Source organism: Spiroplasma endosymbiont of Sarcophaga carnaria, from assembly GCF_964019595.1.
GTDB lineage: Bacteria > Bacillota_I > Bacilli_A > Mycoplasmatales > Mycoplasmataceae > Spiroplasma > Spiroplasma poulsonii.
In genome coordinates this window covers 1,136,046-1,155,446 of sequence record NZ_OZ026456.1, presented here as the reverse complement: position 1 = coordinate 1,155,446, position 19,401 = coordinate 1,136,046, and the positions used below count along the sequence as shown (strand labels likewise).

Genomic DNA, 19,401 nt, shown 5'->3' with positions numbered 1-19,401 from the left:
CTCCACATTTTTTGAATAAGTTTAAAAAACATCCCAAAAAATAAAACGATAAATAATACAAACGATATAACATATAAAAATTCAGGGGCATTTGAACCAAAAATATAACTAACAAATTGAACTCAATAGTCATATAAACTCATTTAATTTAAACTTTCTAAATCATTAATTAATTCTTGCTCTTTTTCAACACTTCAATTTGTTAAATTATTATTGTTATTATTTACTTTTACTTTTTTAGGTTCATTTGAAAATAATGCTTTGTGCATACGATTAAAATAATTTTGTTTATATTGATTATACAAATTAATTAATTCTGTTCCAGTTAAATACTTTCAAATATGACGTTTTAAATTTTCATCATATTTTACAATAGGATAAGAATTATCATAAATCAAACCAATTGCTACTTGTTCTGAATGTTTTTCACTCGGATAAATAAATTTATTACTTAATCAAAAACCAATATGGCGATTATGATTAGGTAAATTTATAAATGAAGCTTTATCAGTCTGAAAAACTATGAATTCTTTACGAATAAAATAATTCTCTATATTTTGATTTTTCTTAACAAAATTACTCAATTTTATCAACTCCTTAATAAACATTTTTTTTAATTAACAATGTTATAAATAATGTTAAAATATTGTTTATCTATTGTTTAATAAACATTGTTAAATATAAAAATAATAAAAATTGGCTTTAATTTTGTCGAAAACTCTTGATGAAATAAAAAAAATCATCAATATGACAATTTGAAAACTAATTTTGTGTAAGATTATGATTTTGCTTTAAATTTTTTAAACGTTAAAATATAATACCGTTGATTGTTGGTTTGGTGTTAAACCTTTGTGTTGGTATTTTCATTTTCAGAGCTTTAAATAATTTTGAATATTAGTGAAACCCAAACCATGATAATGAATTAAGGCTTCTTTAAGACTGGATTGTAATTTACTAATCTTATTTAACTTTTGATAACTAGTATCAGGGTTTGTACTAGTTTTGGTGGAATATAGAGTAGAATTTGTTTGTTTTGCTACTAATAAATATAGTGGTTGCATATCAGAAATAATTATTGATTTTTCTTTAATTAGTTGCTTATTCATATTTTCAATAATCCATTGTTTTTGTAATCTTTTGGTATTGGTGGATTGAACAAAAATATTATTATTGCTATCAACTGCCATTTGAATACAGCATTTGGTATCAGTTGAAAATGGATCGAGATGAGTTTTTCGTTTATCAAATTTATCTTTAAAATTGCCTTTATGAATTTCTTTAATAAATGTTTCATCCATTTGGATTTGACCATTTAATTTTTTAAATTTTAACTGTGTATTTTCTAATTGTTTTGATTGCATTAATTTTTGTCGATTATATCAAGCGGTTTTTGGGGTTGTTTTAATAAAACGAGAAATTATTTTACTAGATTGTCCTAACAATGAAATTTGAATTAATAAATTTCACTGTTCATAATTTAAATGACTTCAATAAGTAAAATGATGACGAAATGCATCAAAACTAGCACGACATTTTTTACATAAATATTTTTGTTTTCCTTCGGAATTATGACCATTTTTAACACAATGAAAAGATTTGCAATTAGGACATATAATGCCTTTATCTCTAAATTTTTGATCAATTTCATTTAAACGTTTTTGTTTTTTAATTAAGTCTGCTTGTTGTTTTATTTTTTCATAAAATTCTAAAAATTGATCATCTGTTAAGCTATTTATTAATTCTGTAATTATTTTTTTCATCATTTATTTACCTCTATATATTAAAAATATACCTAATTTTAGGTATATTTTATAAATATCAAGAGTTTTCGACAAAATTAAAGAAAATTGGCACACTGAAAAATACTATTAAGTTTTAAAATAATAGTTATACAAAATAAATTAATAAAAAATAAATAAACTAGTGTGCCTTAGTTTCTTATTACTAAAATCCTTTGACCATAACACGGAAAAAGTTTAATATTTTAACAATAACAAAAATACCAAATGGAATTAAAATAATTCACGCATCACCTAAAAAAGTCATTAATTGTGGTAATACAGCATAAATTGCTTCTTTAACTTTCATCATCGCTTGCCCTAATCCACTTCAAATAGAACCCATTCCATCTGAAATAGTAGGTGGCGTATCTGCTGCTAAAAAATTAATTGCTGTTGTTAAATACATCCCTAACATTATTTTTTATCCTCCTTGTTTTCAATTTCTTTTTTATCTTTTTTCTTACCTCGAATTTGGCGAATTTTCTGATAAATTGATAAACCAATTCACGCAAAAATACCTAATATAATAACAACACTAAATATTGTCGTTAATCAAACTGGCATAATATATCTCCTTTCAATAAATTAAAAAATTGAAATTTGCAAACTCGCTCCGCTCGTTGTCGCTTTGCTCCACTTAAAAAACATTATTGAATAAATTATCCGCTAATAAATTACGCGGAATAATTTATTCTTTTACTTTTTAATTTCAATATCTTTTACAATCTTATTGACAGTATTAATAACAATATCTTTACCATACTTTTTCACTAATGACCGCAAAATTAAATATTGCTTTGTTTGCATAATTTCAACCTCCTATAATTAACTTAAAAAAGTTAACTAAATTAATAGTTAACTTTTTATGATTTGGCATTTACAATTTACAGTATCATAAAAAGAAAAAAACTAACGATCCTGTTAGTTTTCCTTTATACTAATTCAATAATCACCATTGGGGCATTGTCCCCTTTACGATTATCTAATTTTAAAATGCGAGTATAACCCCCATTACGATTTTGATATTTTTTTGCAACACCATTAAATAATTTTTGTAATGCTGTTTCTTTTTCATTCGCATCAATATCGCGTAAAAAACTAGCAGCACGACGACGAGCATGTAAATCTTGTCGTTTCCCTAAGGTAATTAATTTATCAACATGACGACGTAGTTCTTTTGCTCGGGTTTCAGTAATTTCTAAACGTTCATTAATAATTAATTCTGTTGCTAAATTACGCATTAAGCCATTTCGTCAAGCTGTATTTTTTCCTCTTTTTTGTTGATATGACATGATAACATTCCTCCTTTCCTAATCGCGACGAAAGTGTAAACCTAATTGGGCCACTTTGTCCTTGATTTCTGTTAGTGATTTTTTTCCTAAGTTTCGAATATCTTGAATTTCATCTTCTGTTTTTGAAACTAAGTCCCGTAACGTATCAATTTTTGCTCGTTTTAAACAGTTTTGTGAACGTTGGGTAAATTCTAATTCATCAATACTACGATCTAATTCATCTTCTTCTGTTTCAGTTTCTGATAAAATAATTTGGGTTAATTTAATTGCTTCGTTTAAATTAACGAAGAACTCTAAGTGTTCAGTAATAACTTTTGCCGCCATTGCAACAGCATTAACTGGTGTAATTGAACTATCAGTTTGAATTTCTAACTCCAATTTTTCTAAGTCCGCATTTTTCCCAACTTTTGTTGGTTCAACATTATATGCTACTCGTTGAATTGGACAATAATTTGAATCAATCACGATTAAATCAGCATATTTTTTTTCTTTCTTGTTATCTGTAAATGATTTATAACCACGCGAATTACGAGCGTGTAATTCTAGTTCTAATTCCCCACCTTTAGCAATTGTTGCTAATAATAAGGTTCCATTAATAATTTCAACTCCCGTTGGCACCACTAAATCTTTCGCGTAAACTTCTCCTTCTTTTAAAGAAACTACCTTCAAGATAACTGATTCACCATCAGGAATAATATCTTGGTTAATTTTCAATACTAAATTTTTAATATTTAAAATTATTTTTGTAACATGTTCAACAACCCCGGGAATAGCAGTAAATTCGTGTGAAGCCCCTTTAATACGAACTGCAAAAACAGCAGCCCCTGGTGTTGCTGATAACAATGTTCGGCGTAAAGCATTCCCCAATGTTACCCCAAACCCTCGTTCTAAAGGTTCCACTAAAAACTTTCCATAATTATTTGCTTTATCTTCTGCTTGTAATTTAAATTCTGGTCTAATAAATTGTTTCATCGCCTGATCCTTCTCCTATCCTCTTGGTCTTTTTGGTGGTCGTGCCCCATTATGGGGAATTGGCGTTACATCTTTAATTGAAGTAATTTCTAATCCAATTGCTTGAATACTACGGACTGCAGCATCTCGCCCCGGACCTGGTCCTTTTACTTCAACTTGAACACTATTCATTCCGTGTTCTTGACTTGCTTTCCCAGCAGCTTCAGCAACCATTTGTGCTGCATATGGGGTTGATTTTTTACTTCCTTTAAAACCCATTGCCCCTGCTGATGATCATGAAATTACATTACCCGCTTCATCGGAAATGGTAACGATTGTATTATTGAAAGTTGAATGAATATGTGCAATTCCCTTTAGGACATTTTTCTTAACTTTTTTCTTATTCGTTGTCTTCTTAACAGCCATAATTCTTCTCCTTATCTATTATTTTTTCTTATTAGCAACCGTTTTACGCGGTCCTTTAACCGTACGAGCGTTTTGCTTTGAAGATTGTCCGCGCGCTGGTAAACTTTTACGGTGACGCATCCCACGATAACTCCCAATTTCCATTAATCGTTTAATGTTTAAAGCAACTTCACGTCGTAAGTCACCTTCGGTTTTTATTTTTGCAATTTCATTCCTAATTGTTGTTAATTCATCTTCTGATAAATCTTTTACTCGAATATCTTCTGATATTTTTGCTTCTTTTAAAATTTTTTGTGACTGTGGTTTTCCAATTCCATAAATGTAAGTTAATGCAATTACAACGCGCTTATCATTTGGAATATCCACTCCGCCAATACGTGCCATCTATCTTCTTCCCGTCCTTTCTTAACCTTGTCGTTGTTTATGTTTTGGTTGTGAACAAATTATCATCACACGCCCTTTTCTTCTAATTACACGACATTTGTCGCAGATTTTTTTAACTGATGATCTTACTTTCATCGTGTATTCTCCTTTACCAAATTTTATTTTTGTTATTCTTTTTTATTTATGTCTAAAAATAATTCGCCCACGTTCTAAGTCATAAGGTGACATTTCGACAACTACTGCATCCCCGGGTAAAATGCGAATGTAATTCATCCGGATTTTACCCGAAACGTGAGCTAAAATAACTGCCCCATTTTCTAGTTTCACCTTAAACATTGTATTTGGTAATACTTCTAAAATTGTTCCTTGTACCTCTAATAAATCAGTTTTGGCCATTTTATTTATTACCTCCAATCCCCGTTATTTTAGAACTGCCATAATTTGGTCCCATACAGCATATCCTTCCATATCAGCATCAATAACGGTTAGTACTTGCTGATTTAAATAATACTGCACTAAGGGTGCTGTATCATTTTGATAAGCTGCTAACCTAATTTTAATTTTTTCTTCACTATCATCTTTTCGTTGAACCAATGGTGTTTGATCATCATCACAAACTCATTCGACTTTTGGTGGAAACGCTGTGCGATGATACGTACGTCCACAAGTTGGACAAGTTAACCGTCCAACAATCCGATCAAATAATTTTCTTTCATCAATTTCAAAATATAAAGTATGATCAATTTTACTATTCAACTTTTGTAGTAACTGGTCTAATTTTGCTGCTTGCGTAATTGTCCGCGGAAAACCATCTCAAATTAAATCACCACTGATTGTTTGTAAATGTTGTTCAACCATTTCAATCATAAGATCATCAGGAACTAACTTTCCTTGTTCAGAATATTGTTGACACAACAATCCTGACGGTGTTTTCTGGTTAATATTATCACGAATAATATTTCCGGTTGAAAGATGCGTAAAGCCAAATTGTTTGACTAAATGCTCAGATTGGGTTCCTTTCCCACTACCTGGCGCTCCTAACAAAATAATGTTTCGCATTGTTTGTCCTCTGGCTTTCTATCATAAGTATGAATCTTTTGTTTCATCTTCTAATTTTTGTGACTTTTTGTCAATAAAAGCTTGTTGAGTAATACGACCTTTAACTTGACGCATTGTTTCTAACGCAACTGACACCATAATAATTAATCCTGTTCCTCCAATTGCTAACGCACTTGGTAATGATGTTAACTTACTAATTACATATGGTAAAATCGCAATTGCTGCTAAAAAGACTGATCCTAAAATACTTAAACGGTTAATTGTTCCTTTAATGTATTTTTCGGTTTCTTTTCCGGGACGGACCCCTGGAATAAAAGTTCCGGCCTTTTGAAAGTTTTCCGCAATCTTTTCTGGATTCATTTGAACTTGTGAATATAAGAACGTAAATAAAATTATTAACACGGCATAAATAATAATTCCTGGCCAAGTACTAAACGATAAATAATTATTCGTAAATTGGACAAAGCCATTAGCTGGGTTGCTAACGCTAATAATTTGAGCGACAGTAATTGGCGCTGAAATTAATGCTGAAGCAAAAATTACTGGAATAACTCCCGCGGAATTAATTTTTAAGGGTAGGAAGGGACGATTATTTTCATCACCTGACGCTAACCCACTTCCGGTTTGTTGAATTGGTAATTTACGTTCTGATTCATTTAACATTACAACAAACAACACTACCAATAAAAACATTACAACATAAACTAAGAATTTTAAAATTCCATCAAACAATAAGTTAATATCCTCTTGTCCTGAAATTCAAAACTTAAATGTTGTTTGTAAATTGTTTGGTAATTGCGCAACAATTCCAGCAAAAATAATTAACGAAACCCCATTTCCGATTCCTTTAATTGTCATTTGATCTGCTAATCATAACATTAACATTGTTCCAGCAATTAAAGCCGTTGGTACTAACAGATAATAGAAAATTGGACTTCCAGTTCCAAAATCAGATGAATCTCATTTTGGCGAAATAATTCCTTGATTTGCCATTGTAAAAATTGTTGCAATTCCTTGCATAATTGCAAACGGAATTGTTAATCATTTTGTTAAACGATCTAATTTTTTTCGACCGCGTTCCCCACTCTTCGCTCAGCGCGATAGTGGGGGAATAACGTCAGTTGATAATAACTGCACAATAATTGAAGCAGTAATATATGGTGAAACTCCTAACGCTAAAATAGAAAACTTCCCTAATGTTCCTCCTCCCAACATCGAAATCAAACTAAAGAACTGGTCATTGTTTGATAGATCTTGGAAGTTCTGTGAAATTGTAACACCTGGGACTGTTAAATAACTTCCCAAGCGGATTAAAACTAAAACTAATAAGGTAAAACCAATTCGTTTCATCAAATCTTTATTTTTAACAAAGAAATTTGATGATTTAACAATATCAATATCACCATTTTTGCGGGTTGTTTTTCTTTTTTTTGTCTTAGTTTTCACTATATTACCTCCACTTTTCCTCCGGCTTTTTCAATTGCTGCTTTTGCAGTTTGTGAAATTTTGTTAACTTTAACATTAACACTCTTAGATATTGTACCATTCCCTAAGATTTTAATTAATTCTTTTTCATTTTTTAGCACTTTTTTTGCAACTAATGTTTGATGGTTAACGTCATTTAAACTAAGTTTTTCTAAATCACTTAAGTTTAATAACACATAAGTTTTTGTTGAAATATTAGTAAACCCAACTTTTGGTAAGCGGCGAAAGATTGACGTTTGTCCCCCTTCAAAACCAGGACGAACGCCACCCCCAGTACGAGCATTTTGCCCCTTATGACCTTTCCCCGAAGTTTTTCCAAGACCAGAAGAAGTTCCTCGTCCTAAACGTTTTTTACTATGACGAGCCCCTTCGGTGTATTGTAATTCGTTTAATTTCATCTTCCTTACCTCTTTCCTTGTAATTCTTCTGGGGTTTTACCACGTAATTTCGCAATTTGCTCAACTGTTCGTAAATTGCGTAAACCATCTAATGTTGCTCTAATCATATTGATTGGCGTATTTGATCCTAATGATTTTGTATAAACATCTGCTAAGCCCGCTAGCTCAATTACTGCTCGCGCTGGCCCCCCGGCAATAACTCCGGTTCCCTTGCGCGCTGGTTTAATTAAAACCTCACCGGCTCCAAAATGACCAATAATTTGATGGGGAACTGTTGTTCCAACTAAAGGCACTTTTACTAATTGTTTTTTTGCTTCTTTAATTGCTTTTTTAATTGCATCAGGAACTTCATTTGCTTTTCCAGTTCCAAACCCAACACGACCTTTTTTATCACCAATAACGACAACTGCCGCAAAACGGAAGTGACGTCCTCCTTTTGTAACTTTTGTCACACGACGAATTGTTACTACTTTTTCTTCAAACATATTATCCTCACCACGACGATCAAAGTTTCGTTCTGAACGTTGATGTGGTTGACGGGGATTGTTTCGTGAAAAATCACCTTTTGGTGGTTGTGATGGTGTTGATGGTCCACCAGTATTTGGTGTTAAATCTGTTTTATTCTCTGCCATATTTTCTTATTGCTCCTTTTAAAATTTTAATCCTGCTTTACGCGCAGCTTCTGCAAATGCTTTTACTTTTCCATGGTATAAGTACCCACCACGATCAAATACTACTGTTGTAACTTTTTTATCAAGTGCTTTTTTTGCAATATCAGTTCCGACTTTTTCTGCCGCCCCAACATTACTTGTTGTTTTTAAATCTGCCATTTTTAATGTTGAGGCAGCAACAATTGTTGTTTGCTTAACATCATCAATTAATTGGGCATAGAAATGCCCATTCGACTTGAACACATTCAAACGGGGAATTGCAGAAGTACCATTGATTTTTGCACGAACACGAAAATGTCTTTTTTTACGTTTTGCGCTTCGACTTTGACTTTGTAAATTTGCCATTGTTGTTCTTCCTCTCTTCTGCTATTTACCAGCAGATTTCCCTTCTTTACGAATAATATGTTCATCTTTGTATTTAACCCCTTTTCCTTTGTAAGGTTCGGGTTTACGATAATTTCTAATGTTAGCTGCTACTTCCCCAACTAATTGTTTTGAAATTCCTTCCACAACAATTTGTGTTGGTTTGGGAAGGGTAATGGTAATTCCTTTTGGAATATGATACTCAACTGGATGGGAATATCCTAAGTTTAAGGTTAATTTATCACCTGCTAAAGCAGCACGATAACCAACCCCATTAATTTCTAATTCTTTTTTGAAACCTTTGCTAACACCTTCCAACATTCCTTGAATTAAAGAATTGATGGTTCCGTGTAATTGCTTACTATGTTTCACGTCATTTGCTCTTTCTGTTGTCACAATGCCATCTTTTGCGTTAACGGTAATAACACTTGGGATTGCTTGTTCTAATTGTCCTTTTGTGCTTTTGACAATAACATTGTTTGGTTGAATTGTTACTTCGACACCTGTTGGAATTTTTAACTCTCTATTACCAATACGAGACATTTTTCTGTTCTCCTTTAAAGTTTTCTATCAAACATAAGCAATAACTTCCCCACCTAAGTGAGCATATTTTGCTGCTTTATCTGTCATAATTCCTTGGCTTGTTGAAATAATTGCAATTCCCATCCCATTTAAAACTTGAGGTACTTTTTCAACGGTTACATAAACTCTTAATCCTGGTTTTGAGATTCTTTTTAATCCTGAAATAACTTTTGTTTTTCCTTTGTACTTCAAAGTTAAACTTAATTCTTTTTTCACATCTCCTGATATTTTAAAATCTTCAACATAACCTTCTTCTTTCAAAATCTCAGCAATTCTTACTTTCATTTTACTTGAAGGCATAATCACACTTTTGTGTAAACGTTGGTTAGCATTTCGAATTCTTGTTAACATATCAGCAATTGTATCAATCATCATAATTAATTAGTCTCTCTTTCTATCATGAAGCTTTTCTAACCCCAGGAATTTGTCCTTTGTATGCTAAATTTCTAAAGCATAAACGACATAAATTAAATTTACGTAACACAGCATGAGGTCGTCCACAGTTTCCACAGCGAGTATAACCTCTTACCTTGAATTTTGGATGGCGTTGTTGTTTAACTTTTAATGATTTTTTGGCCATATTTCTTTCCTCCTATTTTTTAAATGGCATTCCCATTTTACCTAATAAGGCGTGAGCATCGCCATTATTACTTGCACTTGTGACAATTGTGATATCCATTCCACGAATTTTTTTAACTTTATCATAGTCAATTTCGGGAAAAATAATTTGTTCTTTGATTCCTAGCGTGTAATTCCCGCGCCCATCAAAAGCGTCGAGACTAACCCCACGGAAATCTCTTACTCGTGGTAAAGCAATGTTAATTAGTTTATCTAAAAACTGATACATCTTTTTACCACGTAAAGTAACTTTTGCTCCAATTGGCATTCCTTCTCGTAATTTGAAGGCCGCAATTGAACCTTTTGCTTTGGTAACAACTGGATGTAATCCTGTAATTAACGCTAATTCATTTGTAATATCTTCGATTACTTTACTATTTTGTGCTGCATCACCAGCTCCCATATTAACAACAATTTTTTTAACGGCAGGAACTTGCATAATTGACTGATAACCTTGCTCTTTGAATAATTCTTTAACAATTACATCTTTATATTTTTTTTCTAAACTAACATTCATTATTAATAATTATTCCTTTCTTTACGCTAAATGCGCTTTTGACTTACGAGCAATGCGAACTTTTTTACCATTATCAGCAACTTGATAGCTAATTTTAGTAATTTCTTTTTTGTTCTTTGGATCAATTAATGCAACATTTGAAATATGAATTGAAGCAGGAACTTGTTGAATTCCTCCTTCGGTGTTGTCTTGTGACGGTTTAACATGTTTAATATTAGTAATTCCTTCAATGACAACACGACTTTTTTCACGTAAAACACAGATGATTGGTCCTTTAGTTCCCTTGTGTTTTCCCGTTACAACTTTGACTAAGTCACCTTTTTTAAATTTAACTTTACTCATAACTTAGCCTCCTATAATACTTCTGGCGCTAATGATGCGATTTTTCCAAATCCAGCATCCCTAACTTCACGGGCAATTGGACCAAAAATACGTGTTCCCCGTGGCGTCTTATCTTCTTTAATTAAAACTACTGCATTTTCTGAAAATTGAATTTGTGTTCCATCGGTTCTTTTTAATCCGCGTTTTGTGCGAACAATAACCGCTTTAACAACTTGCCCTTTTTTAACAATCCCACCGGGAGTGGCTTTTTTAATGGTACATACAACAATATCCCCAATATTAGTAAACTTACGTCATGAACCACCTAAGTTTTTAATTACTAACACTTCTTTTGCTCCAGAGTTATCGGCAACTCTTAATCTTGTTTCTTGTTGGATCATTTATTTTTCCTCTTCTTAATTAACCAATTGCTTTTTCAATAACTTCAATTAAACGAAAGTGTTTAGTTTTTGATAAGGGGCGTGTTTCCATAATACTTACCTTATCCCCGGTATGTGCTTGTTCATATTCGTCGTGAGCTAAATATTTTTTTGAATACTCAACACGTTTTTTATATAATGGGTGGTTTTTGTATGTTTCAACTAAAACAGTAATTGTTTTATTGCTTCGATCCGAAATAACACGGCCTTGTAGCACTTTTCGACTATTTCTTTCCATTATTTTTTCCCTGTCCCTTTCTTGGTAGTTGTTTTATCATCGGCTTTTTTTGTTGTTTTTCCAGCAGTTAAAATTTTATCACGATTTTCTTTTCAATTTGTTCCATAAGTATACTCTGATGCTTTTGGATCTTTTGCTTTTAAATCTAGATTGATTTTAACACCTGTTCCGCGACCTTTTTCTGTTCCGATTGAAATTGAACTTTTCATTGCTGCTAATTTTTCTTTTGCATTAAGTTCAACATCTTTTTTTGCAGTATTAGTTCCCGTTGATTTTTTTGTTACTTTTGGCATTTCGATTTCTGCTTTTGCCGAAGTAACTGATTTAACGGTTACTGTTGATTTGCTACTTGTTGTTGGTGCAGCTGGTTTACTAACTGCTTTTGCTGCTTCGTTCTTTTTAATTAAAGATTTTAAAGCAGCATCATTTGCTCCTGCTGGTTTAGCAGGTTCTTTCTTTACCACTGGAGTTTTAGAAGACGCTGCTGGGGCTGCTTTTGGCGTTGCTTTAGCAGGTTCTTTCTTTACCGCAGGGGTAGTTGGTTTTTTGTCAGCTTCTTTTTTTGGTGCTGACTTAGTTGTTTTATTAGCAGCTGGTTTGCTTTCTTGCAACTGTGCTGCTGGTTTTTTCGCGGGGGCTGCTGAAACTTCTTTTGTTGTTGCTGCTTTTACCGCTGCTGGTTTTTTGTCATCTGCTTTAGCAACTGGTTCAAGATTTGGTCCTTCCGCCGTCATTTCCATCGCATCAGTTAATGGTAAATCCATTAAACTTGCCATGTTGTCTTCGGGACCTTCTTGTTCTGCCATAATTTGATCAATTTTGGCTTTGCGTTGCTTTGCAAATTCTTGTGATTCTTTTTCAATTTTAGCGTATGTTTCACTTAAATTAATTTTGACATTAATTGCTGTGTTTTCACCAGCTTTTTTACGAGAAGATAAGATTGTTAAAATGCGAGCAATTTGTTTTTTCAATTCCCCAATGCGATGTGGTTTTTCTAAGTTCCCCATTGCTGATTGAAATCTTAAAGCAAATAATTCAGCGCGTGATTCTTCTTCCAGTCTTTTTAACTCTTCAACTGATTTTTTGTTTAAATCATTCATCCTTACTCTTCTCCTTTTTTTATAATCTTACATCTCACTGGTAATTTATGCATTGCTAAACGTAACGCTTCACGGGCTGTTTCTTCTGAAACTCCTGCTACTTCAAACATAACAGTTCCCGTTTTAACTACTGCTACTCATTCTTCTGGTGAACCTTTCCCTGATCCCATCCGTACTTCTAATGGTTTTTTAGTTTTTGCCATATGGGGAAAAATTCTAATTCAAACTTTTCCTCAACGTTTCATATAACGTGTCATAGCAATCCGCGCTGCTTCGATTTGACGGTTTGTAATTCGTGCTCCATCTAGTGACTGTAATCCAAATTCTCCAAAATCAACTTTAGTATTCCCTTTTGCTTTTCCTTCGTATTTAATCCGATGTGGACGACGATATTTCGTTCTTTTTGGTAATAACATTATTTTGCCTCCTTAGGAGCAGAACGTGATTTTGGTGGATATTCACGACGATTATTGTTCGAACGATCATAATCTCTTCGTTCAAACTTTGGTTTTTCATCGCTAGTTGTGACTAGATCTTTACTTAAGATTTCACCTTTACAAATTCAAACCTTAACACCGATTTGACCATAAGTTGTCAAAGCTTCAGCCAAAGCATAATCAATATCACTACGTAAAGTGGCTAATGGTACTGTTCCTTCGGTATATCCTTCGGTACGAGCCATATCAACGCCACCTAAACGTCCTGATACAGCAGTTTTAATTCCTTGTGCACCAGCTTTCATTGCTTTTTTAATTGCTAACTTTTGCACAGTTCTGAATGATGCACGATTAACAATTTGTTCTGCAATTGTATTTGCAACTAATTGTGCATCAGTATCGGGGTTTTTAATTTCAACAACATTAATTTTTACTTCCATTTTACGATCACCAATTGTAACTCTTACTAGTTTTACTAATTCGACGATGTTTTTTCCTTCTTGCCCCAAGACAACACCAACACGAGCAGTTCTAATAAAGATAACAATTTCTTTTTTTGTTCGCTCAATTTCAATTTTAGAAACACTAGCTCCTTTTAATTTTTTCATTAGAGCTTTTCTAATTTTGATATCTTGATGCAATCAATTCACATAATCTTGCTTTTCAGCATATCATCTTGAATCTCGTGTTTTAATAACTCCAACACGTAATCCCGTTGGACTAACTTTTTGACCCATATCTTGTTATCTTCCTTTCTTATTGCTGCCCATCACTAACAGTAACTGTGATGTGACTTGTTCTCTTTAAAATTTCATATGCGCGTCCGTGGGCACGAGGACGGAATCGTTTTAATGTTGGTCCTTCGTTAACGAAGATTTCTTTAATAAATAAGCGATCAGCATCCAAGCCATTATTGTTAACAGCGTTTGCCACTGCTGACTTTACTAATTTTTGAACTGGTACTGATGATTTTTTGTTTGTGTTGTTAAGAATAACTATTGCGTCTCCCACTTTTTTATTTCGAATTAAATCGATAACCAATCTAACTTTTCGTGGCGATATTCGAATACTTCTTAAGTTTGCTCTTACATTCATTTATATAATACTCACTTTCTGAATTTAATTATTTTTTCTTTTTCTTATCATCGCCATGGCCACCAAATTTTCTCGTTGGTGAGAATTCTCCTAATTTATGACCAACCATATCTTCAGTAACATAAACCGGAATATGTTCTTTTCCGTTATGTACAGCAAAGGTATGACTAATAAATTCAGGGAAAATAACGCTTCTTCTTGATCAAGTCTTAACAACTTCTTTTTTATTTATTGCATTTAATGCTTCAACTTTTTTTTGTAAATGTTTATCAACAAATGGTCCTTTTTTTAGACTTCGTGACATTGTTGTACCTCCTTTTAAATAATCTCTCTAATTTCAATCTTTACTTTCAACTACTATTCGTCATATTTGACTGCTAATTAGTAAGATTATTTAGTGCGTCTTCTAACAATTAGTTTAGTTGAAGCTTTTTTCTTATTACGAGTTTTTACTCCTAATGCTTTTTTACCTCATGGTGTCATTGGTGCTTTACGCCCAACAGGAGCTTTTCCTTCTCCCCCACCATGCGGGTGATCATTTGGGTTCATAACTGACCCACGAACAGTTGGCCGAATTCCGCGTCAACGGTTACGTCCTGCTTTTCCTCAATTTACTAAGCCATAGTCTTCATTTCCAACTTCTCCGATAGTTGCACGACATTCAGCTAGAACCTTACGAACTTCACCAGAAGTTAGCCGAATTGTAACATATTTACCATCTTCATCTTTCCCTAGTAATTGAACTGATGAACCCGCTGAACGCGCTAATTGTCCACCTTTACCAGGACGTAATTCTAAATTATGAAATACTGTCCCTTCTGGAATGTTTTTTAATTTCATGCAGTTTCCAACTTTAATATCATTTTTTTCCCCACTAATAATTTGCATTCCAACTTTAATTGTTTTTGGTGCTAAAATATATCTTTTTTCACCATCAACATAATTAACTAAAGAAATAAAGGCATTACGATTTGGATCATATTCAATTGTGGCAATTTTACCAACAACATCATCCTTATTTCGCTTAAAGTCAATAATTCGATATTTAACTTTATGACCGGCACCTTTATGTCTTGTGGTAATAACCCCTTGGTTATTACGACCAGCATGTCTTTTCCGAGTTTCAATTAATGATTTTTCCGGACGATCAGTTGTTAGAACGGAATAATCTAATGTTGTCATATTACGACGACTCGGTGTAACTGGTTTAAAACTCTTAATTGGCATTTTTATTTATCCTCCTATTTCGCCAATAAACAGTCCCAGATAGTTGTATCCTGGAATTATTTATCTTCTCCTAATAAATCTAATTTTTCTCCTGGTTTTAATTTAATGATTGCACGTTTTGTATACGTTGTTTCTCCAACAAATTTTCCCATTTTCTTTTCTTTTGGGTCATAATTAATAACATTAACTTTTTCAACCTTTACTTCAAAGATTTTTTCAAAAGCTTTTTTAATTTGAACTTTATTAGCAGTACGTGCCACTTCAAAAGTGTAAACCCCATCAGCCATATTACGATATGTTTTTTCTGATAAAATTGGTTTTTTAATGACATTTGTAATATGCATTATGCGTACACCTCCTCAATTGCTTTAACCGCTTGTTCTGTTATTAGTAGTTTGTCAGCATTTAGTAAATCATAAATATTAATTCCAGCAGATGTAATTATATTTACTTTTTCAATATTACGTGATGATTTAAAGTTAACTTCATCACCATCGGTTGTAATGATTAATAATTTTTCATTATTAACTTTTAAATTATTTAAAACCCCAACCATTGCTTTTGTTGAAGGTTGTTCAATTCCAAATTGATCAATTATCACTAAATTTTTGTCTTGTGTTTTTAATGATAATGCTGATTTAATTGCTAATCTTCTTACTTTTTTATTAACATGTTTTAAGTAATTTTTTTCTGGAGTTGGACCAAATACGATGCCTCCTCCTTTTCATTGTGGTGCTCTAATTGAACCCTGGCGAGCACGACCAGTACCTTTTTGTCTTCAAGGTTTTCTTCCCCCACCAGATACTTCAGTTCTTGTTTTAGTTTTGTGTGTACCTTGACGCATTGCCGATTGTTGCGCAACAACAGCATCAAACATTGCTTGTTGGTGTGGTTCAATCCCTCAAATTGTCTTATTTACACTAATTTCTTTAATGCTACTTCCCTTCGCATCAAGTACTTGTAATTTCATTTTAAAATTCCTTTCTACAAAACTATTCTTCAACTGATGCTGGTGCATCGGTTGCTGGTGCTGCTTCAACTGGTGTTTCAGCAACTACCTCAACTGGTTTTTCTGTTTTAATTTCGGGTTCTGGTGTTTTTGATTCAACAGTTCTTTTAATTAGTTCTGTTGGTGTCTTTGGGTTTAAACCTTTAATTGTTTCTTTAATAACTACAAACTGTTTGTTTGGTCCCGGAATTGAACCTTTTACTAACAAGGCGTTTTTTACAGTGTCAATTGCAACTACTTCTAAATTTTGAATTGTTACTTTTTCAGCTCCCATATGCCCCGGCATTTTTTTTGATTTTAAAATGCGGTTTGGAGCAATTGGTCCCATTGACCCAACTCCACGGTGATATCCTGATCCATGACCCATTGGTCCACGTGAATAGTTGTGTCGTTTAATTGACCCTGTAAATCCTTTCCCTTTTGAAGTTCCGGTTACATCAACGAATTCCCCAGCAGTAAAGATATCAGCTTTAATAATATCGCCAGAATTATAGCCATCCATGTTTCTGATTTCTTTAACGAAGCGCTTAGGTGTTGTATTCGCTTTTTTAAATTGTCCTTGGTCTGGTTTTGAAACCAAGTTAATTCTTTTATCTTCGACAGCTAATTGAAGCGCTTGATAACCATTTTTTTCTTTACTTAACACTTGTAAAACAACATTAGGTTGTACTTCAACTACTGTAACTGGTATTAGTCTACCATCGGTAGCAAAAACTTGTGTCATACCAATTTTGCGTCCTAAGATTCCTTTCATTTCTTTCCTCCTTGAAAATACGTCATGTATATCTTGCTGATAAATTAAATTTAAGAGCGGTTATTTATTTCATTTCAATTTCAACACCACTTGGTAATTGAACACGTTTTAGAGTATCAATTACTTTTGGACCATCAGGATTAATGATATCAATAATTCTTTTATGTGTTCTCATTTCAAATTGTTCTCTTGAATCTTTGTATTTATGAGTTGCACGTAAAATAGTAATGATTTCACGATCAGTTGGTAAAGGAATTGGTCCTTTAACTTTTACTCCTGCGGCTTGAGCTGCTTCAATGATTTTTTGAATTGATTGATCAACCACACGGTGATCATAACCCTTTAATTTTATTCTCATTTTAGTTTGAGCCATTACTTTTCCTCCTAATTTATTTATATTTTTTGTGTAAACATTGACAACGCCTATCAGTGTATCAAAGATAGACCATAAAAGACGTTTCCACAAAATATACATGCTAATTTATTTTATTGGATAACATCCAATAATGCAAGTACTTTTTTAAAAAAAAATAAAAAAAATAATATTTTAAAGGGGATAAAATTAGCAATTATTATCACATTCATAATCGTCAGTAACAGAAAAATATTATCTTATCTTTTATTATTTTTTTAATCTCGTTATAATTATTATTGTATAAAAGTAACAAAGGGTGAGGAGAAAAATGGCAAACAAAAAGGATGATAAAACTATCATATGAAAAAAGTCAAAAATTGTTGAACATGATTTACGTTATGAAAAAATCCAAGAGTTTAAAGCACAAGTAGTTAAAATTGAGCTTGATAATTTAGCACGTAAAACATCACGAGCCCATGAAGTATACCGTAAAACAAAGAAAAAACCAAAACTTGATAAGAAAAAAATAATTGATAAAAATAATCCAATGTATAAAATTTTATTAAATGCCCAAAAAAAGAATAACCAGTTAAGAAAACAAGCTTTTAAAACTAATGACCCTAATTATATTGATGTTAATAATATGACTGTTGCTGATCGTGTTAAAATTGTTAAATTAGCGAAAAAAAATAATCCATATTATCGCCAACTATTATTAGAAAAAAACACAACTGGACTTTCTGAATTAGCCCGAAAACGAAAAATTGAAATGATGACACAAGCAGCTCAATCAAAAAAAAGATCAAAAAAATAAAAAAAGTATAAAAAACTCCTTTAATTTTGTCGAAAACTCTTGATGAAATAAAAAAAATCATCAATATGACAATTTGAAAACTAATTTTGTGTAAGATTATGATTTTGCTTTAAATTTTTTAAACGTTAAAATATAATACCGTTGATTGTTGGTTTGGTGTTAAACCTTTGTGTTGGTATTTTCATTTTCAGAGCTTTAAATAATTTTGAATATTAGTGAAACCCAAACCATGATAATGAATTAAGGCTTCTTTAAGACTGGATTGTAATTTACTAATCTTATTTAACTTTTGATAACTAGTATCAGGGTTTGTACTAGTTTTGGTGGAATATAGAGTAGAATTTGTTTGTTTTGCTACTAATAAATATAGTGGTTGCATATCAGAAATAATTATTGATTTTTCTTTAATTAGTTGCTTATTCATATTTTCAATAATCCATTGTTTTTGTAATCTTTTGGTATTGGTGGATTGAACAAAAATATTATTATTGCTATCAACTGCCATTTGAATACAGCATTTGGTATCAGTTGAAAATGGATCGAGATGAGTTTTTCGTTTATCAAATTTATCTTTAAAATTGCCTTTATGAATTTCTTTAATAAATGTTTCATCCATTTGGATTTGACCATTTAATTTTTTAAATTTTAACTGTGTATTTTCTAATTGTTTTGATTGCATTAATTTTTGTCGATTATATCAAGCGGTTTTTGGGGTTGTTTTAATAAAACGAGAAATTATTTTACTAGATTGTCCTAACAATGAAATTTGAATTAATAAATTTCACTGTTCATAATTTAAATGACTTCAATAAGTAAAATGATGACGAAATGCATCAAAACTAGCACGACATTTTTTACATAAATATTTTTGTTTTCCTTCGGAATTATGACCATTTTTAACACAATGAAAAGATTTGCAATTAGGACATATAATGCCTTTATCTCTAAATTTTTGATCAATTTCATTTAAACGTTTTTGTTTTTTAATTAAGTCTGCTTGTTGTTTTATTTTTTCATAAAATTCTAAAAATTGATCATCTGTTAAGCTATTTATTAATTCTGTAATTATTTTTTTCATCATTTA

Annotated in this window: 34 protein-coding genes; 1 reads left to right on the top strand and 33 read right to left on the bottom strand. The window is 32.0% G+C overall.

Translation table 4 applies throughout. From position 1 onward, the window contains the following. Positions 1-143: 143 nt before the first annotated feature. The 32 genes from AACK91_RS06635 to rpsJ all read right to left on the bottom strand — a co-directional run bounded on the left by AACK91_RS06635 (position 144) and on the right by rpsJ (position 17,521). Positions 144-584, bottom strand: coding sequence for a DUF3627 domain-containing protein (locus AACK91_RS06635; protein WP_338963574.1), 441 nt, complete (start codon positions 582-584; stop codon positions 144-146). A gap of 216 nt (positions 585-800) precedes the next feature. Beyond that, complete coding sequence (locus tag AACK91_RS06630) at positions 801-1,763, bottom strand: IS1/IS1595 family N-terminal zinc-binding domain-containing protein (RefSeq protein ID WP_338963247.1); 963 nt, start codon at positions 1,761-1,763, stop codon at positions 801-803. 181 nt (positions 1,764-1,944) lie between these two features. Continuing rightward, positions 1,945-2,196, bottom strand: a complete 252-nt coding sequence (locus tag AACK91_RS06625; protein WP_126821078.1) for a hypothetical protein — start codon at positions 2,194-2,196, stop codon at positions 1,945-1,947. Further along, positions 2,196-2,345: a hypothetical protein gene (locus AACK91_RS06620; RefSeq protein ID WP_004027793.1), complete on the bottom strand. Its 150-nt coding sequence runs from the start codon at positions 2,343-2,345 to the stop codon at positions 2,196-2,198. Before AACK91_RS06620 ends, AACK91_RS06625 begins: the two co-directional genes overlap by 1 nt. Positions 2,346-2,713: 368 nt before the next feature. Next, the gene (rplQ, locus tag AACK91_RS06615; protein WP_040092952.1) at positions 2,714-3,073 is read right to left on the bottom strand and encodes a 50S ribosomal protein L17; all 360 of its coding nucleotides are present in this window, start codon (positions 3,071-3,073) and stop codon (positions 2,714-2,716) included. An 18-nt stretch (positions 3,074-3,091) separates the two neighbouring features. Continuing rightward, a complete protein-coding gene (locus AACK91_RS06610) occupies positions 3,092-4,045 on the bottom strand; it encodes a DNA-directed RNA polymerase subunit alpha (RefSeq protein ID WP_338965363.1) in 954 nt (317 codons plus the stop codon). Positions 4,046-4,060: 15 nt separating this feature from the next. Next, a complete protein-coding gene (gene rpsK / locus AACK91_RS06605; RefSeq protein ID WP_070406476.1) occupies positions 4,061-4,450 on the bottom strand; it encodes a 30S ribosomal protein S11 in 390 nt (129 codons plus the stop codon). Positions 4,451-4,468: 18 nt separating this feature from the next. Continuing rightward, entirely contained in the window at positions 4,469-4,834 is a 366-nt protein-coding gene (gene rpsM / locus AACK91_RS06600; RefSeq protein ID WP_338965360.1) for a 30S ribosomal protein S13, read from the bottom strand. 21 nt (positions 4,835-4,855) lie between these two features. After that, positions 4,856-4,969: a 50S ribosomal protein L36 gene (gene rpmJ, locus AACK91_RS06595; protein ID WP_004028447.1), complete on the bottom strand. Its 114-nt coding sequence runs from the start codon at positions 4,967-4,969 to the stop codon at positions 4,856-4,858. A gap of 42 nt (positions 4,970-5,011) precedes the next feature. After that, complete coding sequence (infA, locus tag AACK91_RS06590; RefSeq protein WP_040092948.1) at positions 5,012-5,230, bottom strand: translation initiation factor IF-1; 219 nt, start codon at positions 5,228-5,230, stop codon at positions 5,012-5,014. Positions 5,231-5,254: 24 nt separating this feature from the next. After that, positions 5,255-5,893: a nucleoside monophosphate kinase gene (locus AACK91_RS06585; RefSeq protein ID WP_338965355.1), complete on the bottom strand. Its 639-nt coding sequence runs from the start codon at positions 5,891-5,893 to the stop codon at positions 5,255-5,257. Positions 5,894-5,911: 18 nt separating this feature from the next. Further along, positions 5,912-7,339, bottom strand: a complete 1,428-nt coding sequence (gene secY / locus AACK91_RS06580) for a preprotein translocase subunit SecY (RefSeq protein ID WP_338965353.1) — start codon at positions 7,337-7,339, stop codon at positions 5,912-5,914. Further along, the gene (gene rplO, locus AACK91_RS06575) at positions 7,339-7,776 is read right to left on the bottom strand and encodes a 50S ribosomal protein L15 (protein WP_338965352.1); all 438 of its coding nucleotides are present in this window, start codon (positions 7,774-7,776) and stop codon (positions 7,339-7,341) included. The genes secY and rplO overlap by 1 nt, the downstream gene beginning before the upstream one ends. Before the next feature lie 5 nt (positions 7,777-7,781). Then, positions 7,782-8,261, bottom strand: a complete 480-nt coding sequence (gene rpsE / locus AACK91_RS06570) for a 30S ribosomal protein S5 (RefSeq protein ID WP_338966591.1) — start codon at positions 8,259-8,261, stop codon at positions 7,782-7,784. A 165-nt stretch (positions 8,262-8,426) separates the two neighbouring features. Continuing rightward, entirely contained in the window at positions 8,427-8,792 is a 366-nt protein-coding gene (rplR, locus tag AACK91_RS06565) for a 50S ribosomal protein L18 (RefSeq protein WP_338965350.1), read from the bottom strand. A gap of 21 nt (positions 8,793-8,813) precedes the next feature. After that, positions 8,814-9,353, bottom strand: coding sequence for a 50S ribosomal protein L6 (gene rplF / locus AACK91_RS06560; RefSeq protein ID WP_040092941.1), 540 nt, complete (start codon positions 9,351-9,353; stop codon positions 8,814-8,816). Positions 9,354-9,377: 24 nt separating this feature from the next. Beyond that, on the bottom strand, positions 9,378-9,767 hold the full coding sequence (gene rpsH, locus AACK91_RS06555) for a 30S ribosomal protein S8 (protein WP_422397293.1): 390 nt from the start codon (positions 9,765-9,767) through the stop codon (positions 9,378-9,380). A 19-nt stretch (positions 9,768-9,786) separates the two neighbouring features. Next, on the bottom strand, positions 9,787-9,972 hold the full coding sequence (locus AACK91_RS06550; protein ID WP_283272911.1) for a type Z 30S ribosomal protein S14: 186 nt from the start codon (positions 9,970-9,972) through the stop codon (positions 9,787-9,789). A gap of 12 nt (positions 9,973-9,984) precedes the next feature. Beyond that, positions 9,985-10,527, bottom strand: coding sequence for a 50S ribosomal protein L5 (gene rplE, locus AACK91_RS06545; protein WP_338965346.1), 543 nt, complete (start codon positions 10,525-10,527; stop codon positions 9,985-9,987). Positions 10,528-10,548: 21 nt separating this feature from the next. After that, positions 10,549-10,869, bottom strand: coding sequence for a 50S ribosomal protein L24 (gene rplX / locus AACK91_RS06540; RefSeq protein ID WP_338965345.1), 321 nt, complete (start codon positions 10,867-10,869; stop codon positions 10,549-10,551). Positions 10,870-10,880: 11 nt separating this feature from the next. Further along, on the bottom strand, positions 10,881-11,249 hold the full coding sequence (rplN, locus tag AACK91_RS06535; protein ID WP_040092935.1) for a 50S ribosomal protein L14: 369 nt from the start codon (positions 11,247-11,249) through the stop codon (positions 10,881-10,883). Between the two features lie 19 nt (positions 11,250-11,268). Then, positions 11,269-11,529 carry a 30S ribosomal protein S17 gene (gene rpsQ / locus AACK91_RS06530; protein WP_338966587.1) on the bottom strand — a complete coding sequence of 87 codons (261 nt, stop codon included), beginning with the start codon at positions 11,527-11,529 and terminating at the stop codon, positions 11,269-11,271. After that, complete coding sequence (gene rpmC / locus AACK91_RS11615) at positions 11,526-12,626, bottom strand: 50S ribosomal protein L29 (RefSeq protein WP_419334804.1); 1,101 nt, start codon at positions 12,624-12,626, stop codon at positions 11,526-11,528. The genes rpsQ and rpmC overlap by 4 nt, the downstream gene beginning before the upstream one ends. Positions 12,627-12,628: 2 nt before the next feature. Then, on the bottom strand, positions 12,629-13,042 hold the full coding sequence (rplP, locus tag AACK91_RS06520; protein WP_338965343.1) for a 50S ribosomal protein L16: 414 nt from the start codon (positions 13,040-13,042) through the stop codon (positions 12,629-12,631). Continuing rightward, positions 13,042-13,800: a 30S ribosomal protein S3 gene (gene rpsC / locus AACK91_RS06515; RefSeq protein WP_338965342.1), complete on the bottom strand. Its 759-nt coding sequence runs from the start codon at positions 13,798-13,800 to the stop codon at positions 13,042-13,044. The genes rplP and rpsC overlap by 1 nt, the downstream gene beginning before the upstream one ends. A gap of 19 nt (positions 13,801-13,819) precedes the next feature. Then, on the bottom strand, positions 13,820-14,158 hold the full coding sequence (gene rplV, locus AACK91_RS06510) for a 50S ribosomal protein L22 (RefSeq protein WP_338965341.1): 339 nt from the start codon (positions 14,156-14,158) through the stop codon (positions 13,820-13,822). A 28-nt stretch (positions 14,159-14,186) separates the two neighbouring features. After that, positions 14,187-14,462 carry a 30S ribosomal protein S19 gene (rpsS, locus tag AACK91_RS06505; RefSeq protein WP_338965339.1) on the bottom strand — a complete coding sequence of 92 codons (276 nt, stop codon included), beginning with the start codon at positions 14,460-14,462 and terminating at the stop codon, positions 14,187-14,189. A gap of 86 nt (positions 14,463-14,548) precedes the next feature. Then, positions 14,549-15,385 (bottom strand): 50S ribosomal protein L2, encoded by an 837-nt coding sequence (gene rplB, locus AACK91_RS06500; protein ID WP_338965337.1) that lies wholly within the window; start codon positions 15,383-15,385, stop codon positions 14,549-14,551. A 56-nt stretch (positions 15,386-15,441) separates the two neighbouring features. Beyond that, positions 15,442-15,729: a 50S ribosomal protein L23 gene (gene rplW, locus AACK91_RS06495; protein ID WP_070406459.1), complete on the bottom strand. Its 288-nt coding sequence runs from the start codon at positions 15,727-15,729 to the stop codon at positions 15,442-15,444. Then, positions 15,729-16,355: a 50S ribosomal protein L4 gene (gene rplD, locus AACK91_RS06490; RefSeq protein WP_338965331.1), complete on the bottom strand. Its 627-nt coding sequence runs from the start codon at positions 16,353-16,355 to the stop codon at positions 15,729-15,731. The genes rplW and rplD overlap by 1 nt, the downstream gene beginning before the upstream one ends. A gap of 22 nt (positions 16,356-16,377) precedes the next feature. Beyond that, positions 16,378-17,148, bottom strand: coding sequence for a 50S ribosomal protein L3 (gene rplC / locus AACK91_RS06485; protein WP_040092920.1), 771 nt, complete (start codon positions 17,146-17,148; stop codon positions 16,378-16,380). A 64-nt stretch (positions 17,149-17,212) separates the two neighbouring features. Then, the gene (gene rpsJ / locus AACK91_RS06480) at positions 17,213-17,521 is read right to left on the bottom strand and encodes a 30S ribosomal protein S10 (RefSeq protein WP_040092918.1); all 309 of its coding nucleotides are present in this window, start codon (positions 17,519-17,521) and stop codon (positions 17,213-17,215) included. Between the two features lie 310 nt (positions 17,522-17,831). Here rpsJ and AACK91_RS06475 point away from each other — a divergent pair, with 310 nt between their 5' ends. Next, positions 17,832-18,317 carry a hypothetical protein gene (locus AACK91_RS06475; RefSeq protein WP_338965321.1) on the top strand — a complete coding sequence of 162 codons (486 nt, stop codon included), beginning with the start codon at positions 17,832-17,834 and terminating at the stop codon, positions 18,315-18,317. A gap of 118 nt (positions 18,318-18,435) precedes the next feature. On the opposite strand, the gene AACK91_RS06470 is transcribed toward AACK91_RS06475, so the two are convergent. Further along, positions 18,436-19,398, bottom strand: a complete 963-nt coding sequence (locus tag AACK91_RS06470) for an IS1/IS1595 family N-terminal zinc-binding domain-containing protein (protein ID WP_338963247.1) — start codon at positions 19,396-19,398, stop codon at positions 18,436-18,438. Between the last annotated feature and the right edge of the window lie 3 nt (positions 19,399-19,401).